This window comes from Micromonospora marina, from assembly GCF_900091565.1.
In the GTDB taxonomy this organism is placed as follows: Bacteria; Actinomycetota; Actinomycetes; order Mycobacteriales; family Micromonosporaceae; genus Micromonospora; species Micromonospora marina.
Genome location: NZ_FMCV01000004.1, coordinates 55,321 through 67,111, shown reverse-complemented (window position 1 = coordinate 67,111; position 11,791 = coordinate 55,321). Strand labels below are relative to the sequence as shown.

Genomic DNA, 11,791 nt, shown 5'->3' with positions numbered 1-11,791 from the left:
GTTCATTCCTGGCGTCCCTCCTGCGACGCCGGAGTGCCGGTCGCCCCACGGTTGGTCGGCCGCAGGATGGCAGAAGTTCCCGAACCGGGTCAATCGTCCACGGACGCGGTGACCGGCCCGACCCGCAGGACGCCGTCGGTGAGCGGGGCGCACCGGACACCGCCGTGGCGGCGCAGCGCCTTCCACGTACCGGGAGCGACCACCACGTCGAGCCAGGCGCAGGGCGGCGCGGCCCGGTGGACCCGCAGCCGGACCGGACCGTCGCCGGAGTCGAGCGTGAGCACTCGGCCGACCAGCTCGTCCACGGGGATGCCCTCGGTCAGGACGTTGCGGCGCAGCTGGGTGAGGTCCGCGCCGGGCGGCAGCGACTCCCGCGCGATCAGCGTGACGCTCGCCTGCCGGTGCGCGGGCCGGCCGAAGTAGCGGTCGCCGACGACGCCGAGCCCGGCGCGTAGCTCCACCCGGTCGACCAGCTCGCCGGGCGGCGCGGGGGCGGGTCCGTCCGCCGGGCGGCCCACGTACCGGTGCACGGGCGAGGCCAGCAACTGGACGATCCGCGGCATGCCAGCAGTCTAATCGCGGGCATACCAGCGCCAAACCGGACGATAGCCGCGCTCACGTATCCGCCCTCTCCGCTGGGCGTTGTACCAGGCGTGACGGCGAGGCGACCCGATGCGATCGGAGCACATCCGCAGCGGCGGCTGGCCTGGGCGAGGCGCGAGAACGAGCGCCGGCGCCAGGCGTACGAGTCGGCGGCCCGGATCTGGCGCCGCCGCGCCGAGCACCTCGACCGGCTGTCGATGGAGGCAGCGGGCTTCCGCGGCTGTGCGCTGCCCGGCACCGCGCTGCCGGTGCCGCTGGACGACGGCGAGGTCGTCTACCGGATCCTGCCCGCCGTCGACCTGGTCGAGGCCACGGCCCGGCACCTGCCCGGACTGCCGGCGCCGGGCCGCACGCTGGCCGGCTGTCTCGATCCGGCCGACGGCCCGTTACCGGCGGTACTGCGGGTGGTCGACAGCGGCGCCGCAGTGGTGACCGACCGGCGGGTGGCCTTCGCCGGGCACGACGCCCGGCGGGACTGGTCCCTGCCGGACGTACGCGGCCCCGGGCATCACCCGGACCGGCCGGTCACCCTGCTGCACGACGCCGACGGCGGCACACCGGCGGGCCTGCGCGTACCGGCTGCGGGGGCGGCGAACACCAGGTTCTACCTCACCCTCGCCCACGCTGTCGCCACCGGTAAGCGGCAGGCGATGGTCGAGGACGTCGAGGCGCTGCGGTCCGCCCACCGGGCCGCCCGGCCCCGGCCACCCCGGCCGCTCGGCCCGTGGGACGCCCCGGCCGAACGGGCGCTGTCCCAGCGGCTGGCCGCGGCGGGTGTCGCGGCGGTGGCCGTGCTGCTGGGCGTCACCTCCGCCGGCACCTGGACGGCCACCGCAGGGCAGACCGACCCGGGACACCGCCCAGCCGCCCGCCCGGTCGCTCCCGCCACGACGGCCGCGCCTCCCGTTTCTTCGGCGCCGCCCGCGGCGATCCCGGTCGCACCGTCGTCGCCGGCGGTCCGGCCGGCCCGGTCCGCGCCGCCACCGAAGCGCCCGAACGTGACCCCGGAGTCCGGGGCGCGGGTCCTCACCACCGCACCGCCCGTGGCCGGTTCGCCGCCGGCCCGCGTCGGCGACCACCCGTCGACGCCCGTCGAGCCGCCCGGTTCTCCTGCCGATCAGGTGACTCCGGTGCCGACCGCGAGCCCGACGGGCGAACCGGGTCCGACCGGAGGGCCCGGTTCCACCGGCGAGCCGAGCCCGACCGTCTCGTCCGAGCCGCCGCACCCCTCGGGGTAGCCGAACCCTTAACCCTGTCGATCCTGCACTTACCGCCCTCAAGATTGGCGATTCATGCCGCTTTCGCGGGTCAGCAAGTGCAAGATCGCGGACGTGTGGGTCAGGGGGTGTGGGGGGTGAGGAGGTAGTCGCCGTCGTCGGGGCTCCAGCGCAGTTCCACGGCGCCGCCGGTCGCGGCCGCCTTGCAGAACTGCAGGAAGCTGCGATAGCCGAGCTTCTTCTCGCTGAAATCCGGCCGGGCCCGCCGGAGCTGGTCCTTGAGGCCGGACAGCGCCACCGCGCCGCCCTCGCCCGCGAGGTCGACCACCACCGAGCGGAGCAACCCGAACGCGACCTCCCGGTCGCCCTGTTCGGGAAGCGACACCTCCGGGTCGCCCTTGGCGGGCCCGGCGGCCAGCTCCACCACGTTGTGCGCCGCGAGGTGGCGCAGCAGTTCCCCGAAGGTGCGGAAACCGTAGTCGGACTCGCTGAACGTGGGATCCTTACGCAGCAGTGCGCGCTTGAGCGAGGAGGCTGTCACCTCACCGCTGGAGCTGCCCTGCATGCCGGCCACCGTCTGCACGAGCTGCACGGCGAGCGTGTCGACATCCCGCGCCGACTCGTCCTCGCCCGGTGCGGTCTCCACCGCGCGCTCGGGCACCTGCTCCGCCGGTACGGGACGGGCCGGGCGGGACCGGCGGGCGGCCGGGGGCGGTACGTCGACGCCTTCGAGCCGGTCGTAGTAGAGGAACTCGTCGCAGGCCGGCGGCAGCAACGCGGAGGTGGACTTCTCCACCCCGACGCCGATCACCCGCTTGTTGAGTTCGCGCAGCTTGTGCACCAGCGGGGTGAAGTCGCTGTCCCCCGTGCAGATCACGAACGTGGAGATGTAGCCGCGCTCGAACGCCAGCTCGACCGCGTCCACCGCCATCTTGATGTCAGCCGCGTTCTTGCGCGAGGCGCCCATCCGCTGCGGGATCTCGATCAGCTCGACGTGCGAGCGGGTGAGCATCCGCCGGTCCTCGTCGAAGTACGACCAGTCGGCGTACGCCCGGCGCACCACGACGCGTCCCCGCTCGGCGAGCGCGTCGGCGATCGGCCGGAAGTCGAACGGTCGGCCGCCGTGATGGTCCCGTACGCCCAGGGCCAGGTTCTCGTAGTCGAGGAACAGCGCGATCCGGTCTTCGTGATCCACACTGGCAGCCTAGCCCGGCCGGAGCGCCTGGCCGGTCAGCGCCGCTCGTCGCGGTAGAGCGTCTCGCGGCGGGCCATCCGCTGGATCGCGTAGCTGGCCACCAGCAGCAGCAACGCGAGCACCACCTCGACGCCCGCGACGGTGCCGGTGGCGACGGTGAGACCGAGCAGCAGCAGGATCAGCCCGACGACCGCGAGCAGACCCGCCAGCAGTAGTCGGTTACGCCGTCGCGCCGACCGCTGTGCGTCGTCTGCGCCCACGCTCACCGCCTCTCCCCGGCTCCGGTCTCCGATCCTAGGCGCTGACGGGCATTGCGGTGGCGGATCAAGAAGCCGGGCCGGACGCGAGCGCGTCCGGCCCGGGGTCACGGCGGCGGTCAGTGGATCGGCACGGGCACCTGACGCTTGTCCTCGCCCGGTTCGCCGTCGAGCAGGTGCGAGGGCTCCCGGCGGCGGGGCAGGAACGCGGCCGGGACGAAGGTCAGCAGCACCAGGCCGAACGCGACCCAGAAGGTGGTGGAGAAGGAGTCGGCCGCGAAGTCGAGCCCGCGCTCGATCAGCGACGGCGGCACCGGGAACTGCTGGATCAGCTCGGGCTGCTGCTGGGCGGCGATGGCGAGCTGGGCCTCGGTCAGCGGGGCGCCGGTGGCCGGGTCGGTGGCGCCGGGGATCGGCCGGGAGCCGTTCAGCTCGCTGGTGAGGATGACCGACATGATCGCGGCGCCCACCGAACCGCCGATCTGCTGGAGGATGTTGACGAGCGTGGACCCGCGCGCCACCTCCACCGCGGTGAGCGTCTTGAGCGCCGACGTCATGATCGGCATCATCGTGCCGCCCATGCCGAGGCCCATCACGAACAGCGAGCCGCAGAGCAGCCAGTACGACGTGTCGGTGCCGAGCTGGGTGAAGGTGAAGAAGCCGGCCGCGATGAGCACGAGCGCGAACGGCACCGTCCGGCCGACCGGCACGCGGTCGGCGAGCATGCCGGCGATCGGCATGGTCAGCATCGCGCCGATGCCCTGCGGCGCGATCAGCAGGCCCGCGGCCAGCGTCGTCTCGCCGCGCACCTGGAGGAAGTAGCTCGGGAACAGCAGGCCGGCGCCCATGAACGCGATGATGAACACGAACATGGTGACGGCGGCGATGGTCAGGCTGCGGTTGCGGAACAGCCGCAGGTCGAGCAGCGGGTGCCGGGGCCGGAACGAGTAGAGCACGAAGGCGACCACGAGCGCGCCGCCGACGAGCATCGGCAGCCACACCTTGGTGTCGGCGACGGTGCCGGTCTCCGGCAGCGTGGAAATGCCGTAGAGGAACAGCGCGAGACCCGGCGAGAGCATGAGCATGCCGAGGAAGTCGAACGACTCGGACGGCGCGGCGTTGTCCCGGGGCAGCGCCAGCTGGGCGTAGACGAGCGCGACCAGGCCGATCGGCAGGTTGATCAGGAAGATCCAGTGCCAGCTCGCGACGTCGATCAGCCAGCCGCCGAGGATCGGGCCGGTGATCGGGCCGAGCAGCATCGGGATGCCGAGCACGGCCATGAGGCGGCCGATGCGGTGCGGGCCCGCAGCCCGGGTGATGATCGTCATGCCGAGCGGCATGAGCATGCCGCCGCCGAGGCCCTGGATCACCCGCCAGGCGATCAGCTCGCCGATCGAGTCGGCCGTGGCGCACAGCCCGGAGCCGATGGTGAACAGCGCCAACGCCACCATGTAGAGGCGTTTCGTGCCGAACCGGTCGGCGGCCCAGCCGCTGAGCGGAATCACCGTGGCGAGCGCGAGCGTGTAGCCGGTCATGGTCCACGCGACGCGGGCGTACGTGGCGTCGAACTCGCTCTGGAACGTCGGCAGCGCCACGCTGACGACTGTCACGTCGAGGATCGACATGATCGCACCGAGCACGACGACGCCGGCCACCTTGAGTACGGCGGCGTCGAGCTTCGTCGACGTCGCAACGGGTTGCTGGGTCACTGACGGTCTCCTGGATCCGGTCCGGCGCTGGGAGGCGGTGGCCGTGCCGCGCACCGTCTGCGGAGCGCGGGCGGAACGCGCGGCGGCGTCCGGGCGACAGCGTAGCCATGACCTGGGACGAGGCGCGGCCGGTTTTGCCGACGGGCGAACCGCACCGGCACGGCTCAGTGCCCGCCACCGGCTCGGAAGCGATCCGTCGGCTCGCGGAAAGGGCTGGTGCGCGCCGGTTCGCGAGCCTTGCGGGGGACGACCGGCGGCGGCGACCGTGACGAAGGTCATGCTCCGTCCGGCCGGCTCCAGGAGATGAGCCGGGCCCGCCGCTCAGCCCAGGCCGGCCATCAGCTCGACCTCGGCCGTACGCGAGCGGTCGATGCGGCGGGCGAGGTCGCGTACCCGCTCGCTGGTTCCGGCGGCGACCTGGGCGCGGGCCAGGTCGGCCGCGGTGCGCTGGTGCCGGCTGAGCACGTCGAGCAGCACCCGGTCGGCGTCGGCGGGCGGGGCGGCGCGCAGCCGGGCCAGTCCGGCGGCGGCGTCGCTGTGCCCGGAGTGGTCGTGCCGGGCGGCCGCGGCGGCGGCGGACGGGCCGGCGTCGCGCAACCATCGGCGCATGGTGGCCAGTTCGTCGGTCTCGGTGGCCCGCACGGCAGAGATCAGCGTGCGGATCCGCTCGTCGGTGACCCGGTCGAGGCCGAGCCCGACGATCTCCAGCGTCTGCTCGGTGTGCGCTTCCATCATGGCCAGGAACAGCGCGTCGATCCCGCTGATCGTGGCCTCGGCGCCGGCCGGAGGCGGGGCGGTGCCCGGGAGGGCCGGATCGGCGGCGGGCGGCCCGCCGCACCCGGCCAGGGCGAGCACCGTCGCGAGCAGCGCCGTGGCCGGCCCGGTGGCGGCGGACGCGCGGCGGAGCCGGGGACCGGCCGGCTCCGCCGCGCGGGCTCGCGGGCTCAGATCTGCTGCCACAGCGCCGGTACGTTCGGCGGCTCCCAGCCGGCGATCGCGGTGTGCGCCTGGCGGCAGCGGTAGGTGCGCCCGTCGTAGGTGACCGTGTCACCGACCTGGTACGCCCGCCCGGCGGTCCACGTGCCGCCCGGCGCCGGGGTGCTGGTCCAGCTGGGCGTGGGCGAGGGCGCGGGTGTGGTGGGTGCCGCGGTCGGGGTGGGCGGCGGGGTCGGGTTGCCGCCTCCGCCACCGATCTGGAGGTCGACGCAGGAGTAGAACGCGTTGGCGGTGTCGGAGATGTTCCAGATCGCGAGCAACTTCTGCCGGCCGGAGAAGCCGCCGAGGTTGACGGTGTGCGACACGGTCGCGCCGGGCTGCCGGCCGCCGCCGTCGACCACCGCGACCCGGCTGCCGCCGATCCAGTACTCCCAGTTGGCGGTGGCGTGGCGGGCGGTGTTGACCCAGGTGAACGTGGCGGTGCTGCCGACCGCCGTGGCCGGCCAGTTGCGGCTGTCGTCGTTGAGCACCGCGAACTGGGCGATGCCGGCGTGGCAGCTGCGCAGGCCCTTGGGGCCCTCGACGCTCTGCGGCTCGTACTTGATCTGGCCGCAGTCGGGCACCCGGTTCTGCGCGCAGAGCGCCTGCCGGCTGGGCGGGGAGGAGACGTACCCGTGGGCCTGCGCGGGCGCGGCGAGTGCCAGCGTGCCGGTGACGGCACCGGCGGTGAGCAGCGGGAGGGTGATTCTTCGGCGCATGGTGGCAACTCCTTCGGGGGAACGGAAGGTGCCCCGAACATAAATTAAAGATTGTTAACAGTAAAGACTCCTGTCTATAAATTGAGCGGTACGCACCGAAGTCTCCACCGCCGGCCCGAAGATCGACTTCGTGGACGCGTACTGGTGCCCGGGTGGCAGCGCCGCCGACTCGCTGGCCCGCACCAACCACCTGCCCGACGCGGCCTGGCTGCTGCGCCGGTAGATCACCCGGTACGCCGGCCCGTACGGGCTCAGCGGCGGGCGCGTTCCTCCCGGCCGGCCGGGTCGGCGCTCACCTCGTCGAAGGCGGGCGCGGCGTCGACGGCATCCGCTCCCACCGCCACCGAACGGCCGGGGTCCGGCAGGTCGAGGCTGGACCGCAGGGTGACCGGGCGCAGCAGCAGCGCGGCCACGACACCCACCACCGCGATGGCGGCCGAGATCAGGAAGATGTGCCCCGTCGCGTCTCCGTACGCGGCCCGCACGATCTGCCGGACCGGCTCGGGCAGCGCGTCGAGGTTGAGCGTGCTGCCGCCGCCGGCGGAGGCCGGGATGCCGGCCGCGGCCAGGTCCTCGGTGATCCGGTCGGTGACCCGGCGGGCCAGCACCGCGCCGAGCACCGACACGCCGATGGTGCCGCCGAGCGAACGGAAGAACGCGACCGCGGCGCTGGCCGCGCCGATGTCCCGCAGCGCCACCGTGTTCTGCACGGCGAGCACCAGGTTCTGCATGGTCGTGCCGACGCCGACGCCGACGCCGAACATCGCGAGGCCGACGAAGACCAGTGAGGTCCCGTGGTCGATGGTGCCGAGCATGGCGAAGCCGGCGACGAGCACGACCGCCCCGAACACGATGTACGGCTTGACCCGTCCGGTGGCGGTGATCATCCGGCCGGCGACGATCGAGGAGATCAGCACGCCGACCATCATCGGGATGGTGAGCAGGCCGGCTTCGGTCGGGCTGTAGCCGCGGCCGATCTGGAAGTACTGGCCGAGGAAGACCGCGCCGCCGAACATCGCCATGCCGACCGCGAGGCTGCCCAGGACCGCCAGGGCGGTGGTGCGCTCGCGGACGATGTGCGGCGGCACCACCGGCTCGGCGGCCCGTGCCTCCACCCGGACGGCGAGCGCGAGCAGCAGCACCGCGCCGCCGACCATCGCGCCGGTCTGCCAGGACAGCCAGGCGAACGAGCCGTCGACGAACGAGATCCAGATCAGCAGCACGCTGACGCCGGCGGCGATGAGCGAGGCGCCCAGATAGTCGATCTTGACGTTCGTCCGGCGCACGGTGGGCAGGTTCAGGGTGATCTGGAGCAGGAACAGCGCGACGGCCGCGACCGGCACGCCGACGAAGAAACACCAGCGCCAGCCGAGCCAGGACGTGTCCACGATCAGGCCGCCCAGCAGCGGGCCGCCGACGGTGGCCAGGGCCATGACGCCGCCCAGGTAGCCGTTGTAGCGGCCCCGCTCACGCGGCGGGATCATGGCCGCGATGGCGACCTGCACCAGCGCCTGGAGACCGCCGACGCCGATGCCCTGGAAGGCCCGGGCGGCGATGAGCTGGCCGGCGCTCTGCGCGAAACCGGCCGCCACCGACCCGATCAGGAACACCACGATGGCGACCTGGATCAGCAGCTTCTTGTTGAACAGGTCGGCCAGCTTGCCCCAGATCGGAGTGGTCGCGGTGGCGGTCAGCAGGGTGGCGGTGACCACCCAGGTGTACTGCGTCTGCGAGCCGTTGAGCGCTCCGATGATCTTCGGCAGGGCGGTCGAGACCACGGTGCCGCTCAGCATGGCCACGAAGAGCACCAGCAGCAGACCGCTGAGTGCCTCCAGCGTCTGCCGCTTGCTCATGGGGGCGGCCTCGGCCGTCGTGGTGGGTGCGCTCATGCGCGCGTCCTCCGGGGTGTCGATTCGGGGTGGCGCTTCGTTGCCTCAAGCAATCAACACCAGAAACTGCCTAGTAGGCAAGTTTGCCCACTGAGAAATCCGTCACCTACGCTGGCCGCCATGGACGAGTGCACCGGGCTGCGGGCACGGAAGAAGGCGGCCACCCGCCTCGCGCTGCACGAGGCGGCGCTGTCCCTCGCCGTCGAGCGCGGCCCCGACCGGATCACCGTCGAGGCGATCGCCGACGCCGCGAACGTCTCCCGGCGGACGTTCTCCAACTACTTCGGTGGCAAGGAGGAGGCGCTCTTCCACGGCGACACGCTGCGGCTGCGCCGGCTCCGCACGCTCGTCGCGGAACAACCGCCCGAGCTGTCGCCGTGGGCCGCACTCACCCGGGCCGCGCTGGTGCAGGCCGGGGACGGCTACGACGACCCGGCCGAGCCCTGGCTCAACCGGCGCCGCCGGCTGCACGGTCACCCGAGCCTGGCCGCCCACCAGGTCGGTGCGTACGCGGCCCTGGAGCGGGAGATGGCCGCGGAGTTGGCCCACCGGCTGACCGGCCCCGGCGCGGCGCTGCGCGCCCGGATCGTCGCCGCGACGTTCCTCACGTCCCTGCGGGTCGCCGCGAACGAGTGGCTGGAGCACCCCGGGCGGCCGTTGCGCGACGTGCTGCGCGACGTGCTCGCCCACGCCGCCCCGGCGGCGGGCTGAGTGGTCCCCGGCTCGCCGCTCCCCCGCCGGACCGGTGGCACGCCCGGCGAAAGCGACGCCCCGCCCGACCTGGGCTGACACACTCGTCCGGTGGGTGGCGACCGGTGGCGCAGGGGGCTCGGGCCCGCGACCGGCGTCGCCCCCGCCACCCGGGTCGACCGGTTCGAGATCTTCTTCGACCTCGTCTTCGTGGTGTCCTTCTTCATCATCACGCGCGCCACCGCCGCGAACGTGACCCCGGGCGAACTGCTGCACGCGCTGCTGGTGCTCGCCGTACTCTGGTGGTGCTGGGTGGTGCACAGCGCGGTCGCCGCCCGGCTGCGTCTCGGCGAGGGCTTCGTGCCGATCCTCATGGTGGTCGGCATGGTCGCGCTGTTCACGTTCGCGCTCGCGCTGCCGCAGACGTTCGGCGACCTGGACAAGGGCAGCGCCGGACCGGTCCTGGTCACGATCAGCTACGTCGTGATCCGGCTCGTGCACACCGCCCTGTACCGGTACGCCACACGTGACGATCCGCCGGCCCGGCGCAAGCTGCGGCTGTTCCTGCCGGAGGCCCTGATCTCGGCCTCCCTCCTGCTGGTGGCGGCGCTGCTGCCGCCGCGCGTGTCCCCGGAGGTCGGCCCCTGGCTGCGCGACGGGCTGTGGATCGCGGTGGTGGCCATCCAGTACAGCAGCGGCCTGCTGGCCGGCACCGACGGCTGGAAGATCACCTCGGCCGAGCACTGGACCGAGCGGTACGACCTTATCCTGATCATCGCGCTCGGCGAGTCGGTCATCTCGGTCGGCGTCGGGGGCAACCTGCTCGGCCAGGCCGTGACCTGGCCGGCGATCCCGGCGGCGATCTCCGGCATCCTGTTCACCGCGGCGCTCTGGTGGGCGCACTTCGACATGATCGGCCCGTCCGCCCGGATCGCCCTGCACGCCGCACAGGGCCACGCGCGGGTGACGCTCGCCCGCGACGCGTACGCCTATCTCTACCTGCCCATGATCGCCGGGGTGATCCTGTTCGCGATCGGCGCCGAGGAACTGGTCCGCATCGTCACCGACCCGGCGGGCGGCCCGATGGAGCACGGCCACGGGCCGGCGGTGCCGCTGCTATTCGCCGGCGTGATGGTCTATTTCGCCGCCAACATGGCGTTCCAGTGGCGCGCGCTGCGGACGCTGTCGTGGACCCGGGTCGGCGTCCTGGCCCTGCTCGCCGCGGCGCTGCCGGTCGGCCAGCACCTGCCGGCACTCGGCGCGCTGGGCCTGCTCACCACGATCTGCGTGGCCCTGGTGGCGGCCGAGCTGGTGATCTTCGCCGACTCCCGGGCCGCGTTGCGCCGGCTGATTCACGAGGAGAAGGCCAGCGCCGAGGAGAACGAGGCCGCCTGGCGGGCACGGTGGCACGACGGCGGAGAGAGCGCACCGCACCGGCCTTGACACAGGCCCTAGAGTCTCCGCGTGATCGAGATCGTCACCGAGGTCGACCTGTTCCACCCGCCCGCCCGGATCTGGCGGGCGCTCACGGAACGCGCGTTGCTGGCCAAGTGGTTCGCCGACAGCGCGCCCGGGTCCGACCGGTGGATCCTCGCCACCGCCGCGCTGCCCGGCTACGACAGCGACACCGAGGTGGAGACAGTCGAACTGCGCGCGCCGGACCGGCTGGTGGTCCGCTGCCGGGAGACCGGCCGGGCCACCCGCCTCGCCTGCGACCTGACGTCCACCGCGCACGGCACCCGCCTGTCCGTCCGCGAGGTCCTCGAAGAGGGCGACTGGGACGCCGACGCCCGCGCCGAGCAGCACGAGCAGGCGATCACCGGGCGGCTGCCGGCGATCCTCGACTGGCTGGCGTTCCAGAACGTCGACCTGCGCCGCGCCGAGGGCGGACTGACCGCCGAACTGCCGGTGGTCCGCCTGCTCGGCGACGACCGGCGGCGGCCCGGGCGCCACCGGGTGCTGCTGGCGACCGGCGCGGTCACGCTGATCGCCGCCACGGCCGGGGCGACGGTGTGGGCCACCGTCGGCGAGTCGCCCGCACCGGCTGCGCCGACGCCCACGACCTCGCTGGTCATGCCCTCCAGCGCCACACCCGCCGCCCGGCCCACGACCGCGCGGCCCACGCCCAGCGCCAGCCGCCGCAGCCCGTCGCCCTCGCCGACGCCGTCGCCCACCCCCAGCCGTACGGCGAGCCCGAAGCCCTCGACGGTGGGGGTGCCGCTGAGCGCCACCTACGAGACGGTCACCGACCGGATCTTCGGCTACCGGGGCGAGGTGGTGCTGCGCAATCCCGGCCCGTCACCGCGTCCGGGCTGGACGGTCACCGTGATGTTGCACGACGGCGCCACCGTGGGCGGCGTGGACGGAGCCGAGGCCACTCAGGACGGCGCTGTGGTCACGTTCACCGGCGAGGCGTTGCCGGGCGGCCAGTCCGCCATCATCCGCTTCGACGTCCGCGACCCAAACCCCTCGCACGACGCCCCCGCCGCCTGCGCCACCGGAAACACCCCCTGCGCTCCCGCCTGACCCCCTGGCTC

At 73.3% G+C, this 11,791-nt stretch carries 11 protein-coding genes; 4 read left to right on the top strand and 7 right to left on the bottom strand.

All coding sequences use genetic code 11. From position 1 onward, the window contains the following. Positions 1 to 89: 89 nt before the first annotated feature. On the bottom strand, positions 90 to 563 hold the full coding sequence (locus GA0070215_RS06770; RefSeq protein WP_091043004.1) for a molybdenum cofactor biosysynthesis protein: 474 nt from the start codon (positions 561 to 563) through the stop codon (positions 90 to 92). 90 nt (positions 564 to 653) lie between these two features. On the opposite strand from GA0070215_RS06770, the gene GA0070215_RS06765 reads away from it, so the two are divergent. Further along, on the top strand, positions 654 to 1,841 hold the full coding sequence (locus GA0070215_RS06765) for a hypothetical protein (RefSeq protein ID WP_244166898.1): 1,188 nt from the start codon (positions 654 to 656) through the stop codon (positions 1,839 to 1,841). Between the two features lie 100 nt (positions 1,842 to 1,941). Here the strand turns inward: GA0070215_RS06765 and GA0070215_RS06760 are convergent, their stop codons facing one another. The 6 genes from GA0070215_RS06760 to GA0070215_RS06735 all read right to left on the bottom strand — a co-directional run bounded on the left by GA0070215_RS06760 (position 1,942) and on the right by GA0070215_RS06735 (position 8,564). Beyond that, a complete protein-coding gene (locus GA0070215_RS06760) occupies positions 1,942 to 3,015 on the bottom strand; it encodes a PIN domain-containing protein (protein WP_018784452.1) in 1,074 nt (357 codons plus the stop codon). 35 nt (positions 3,016 to 3,050) lie between these two features. After that, the gene (locus GA0070215_RS06755; protein ID WP_018784453.1) at positions 3,051 to 3,275 is read right to left on the bottom strand and encodes a hypothetical protein; all 225 of its coding nucleotides are present in this window, start codon (positions 3,273 to 3,275) and stop codon (positions 3,051 to 3,053) included. A 116-nt stretch (positions 3,276 to 3,391) separates the two neighbouring features. After that, on the bottom strand, positions 3,392 to 4,981 hold the full coding sequence (locus tag GA0070215_RS06750; protein WP_018784454.1) for a DHA2 family efflux MFS transporter permease subunit: 1,590 nt from the start codon (positions 4,979 to 4,981) through the stop codon (positions 3,392 to 3,394). Positions 4,982 to 5,302: 321 nt separating this feature from the next. Then, positions 5,303 to 5,941 carry a DUF305 domain-containing protein gene (locus GA0070215_RS06745; protein WP_091043001.1) on the bottom strand — a complete coding sequence of 213 codons (639 nt, stop codon included), beginning with the start codon at positions 5,939 to 5,941 and terminating at the stop codon, positions 5,303 to 5,305. Continuing rightward, positions 5,926 to 6,675, bottom strand: coding sequence for a lytic polysaccharide monooxygenase (locus GA0070215_RS06740; protein ID WP_091042997.1), 750 nt, complete (start codon positions 6,673 to 6,675; stop codon positions 5,926 to 5,928). Before GA0070215_RS06740 ends, GA0070215_RS06745 begins: the two co-directional genes overlap by 16 nt. Positions 6,676 to 6,926: 251 nt before the next feature. Then, positions 6,927 to 8,564, bottom strand: coding sequence for an MDR family MFS transporter (locus tag GA0070215_RS06735; protein WP_091042994.1), 1,638 nt, complete (start codon positions 8,562 to 8,564; stop codon positions 6,927 to 6,929). A 120-nt stretch (positions 8,565 to 8,684) separates the two neighbouring features. On the opposite strand from GA0070215_RS06735, the gene GA0070215_RS06730 reads away from it, so the two are divergent. The 3 genes from GA0070215_RS06730 (at position 8,685) to GA0070215_RS06720 (ending at position 11,780) form a co-directional block, all read left to right on the top strand. Further along, positions 8,685 to 9,275, top strand: a complete 591-nt coding sequence (locus GA0070215_RS06730) for a TetR/AcrR family transcriptional regulator (protein ID WP_091042990.1) — start codon at positions 8,685 to 8,687, stop codon at positions 9,273 to 9,275. 90 nt (positions 9,276 to 9,365) lie between these two features. Beyond that, the gene (locus tag GA0070215_RS06725; protein WP_018784460.1) at positions 9,366 to 10,697 is read left to right on the top strand and encodes a low temperature requirement protein A; all 1,332 of its coding nucleotides are present in this window, start codon (positions 9,366 to 9,368) and stop codon (positions 10,695 to 10,697) included. A 21-nt stretch (positions 10,698 to 10,718) separates the two neighbouring features. Further along, positions 10,719 to 11,780: an SRPBCC domain-containing protein gene (locus GA0070215_RS06720; RefSeq protein ID WP_091042987.1), complete on the top strand. Its 1,062-nt coding sequence runs from the start codon at positions 10,719 to 10,721 to the stop codon at positions 11,778 to 11,780. Positions 11,781 to 11,791: the final 11 nt, after the last annotated feature.

Coding starts and splice junctions, on each gene's coding strand:
- GA0070215_RS06770 (WP_091043004.1), bottom strand. CDS start 563: ATGCCGCGGATCGTCCAGTTGCTGGCCTCGCCCGTGCACCGGTACGTG.
- GA0070215_RS06740 (WP_091042997.1), bottom strand. CDS start 6,675: ATGCGCCGAAGAATCACCCTCCCGCTGCTCACCGCCGGTGCCGTCACC.
- GA0070215_RS06735 (WP_091042994.1), bottom strand. CDS start 8,564: ATGAGCGCACCCACCACGACGGCCGAGGCCGCCCCCATGAGCAAGCGG.
- GA0070215_RS06730 (WP_091042990.1), top strand. CDS start 8,685: ATGGACGAGTGCACCGGGCTGCGGGCACGGAAGAAGGCGGCCACCCGC.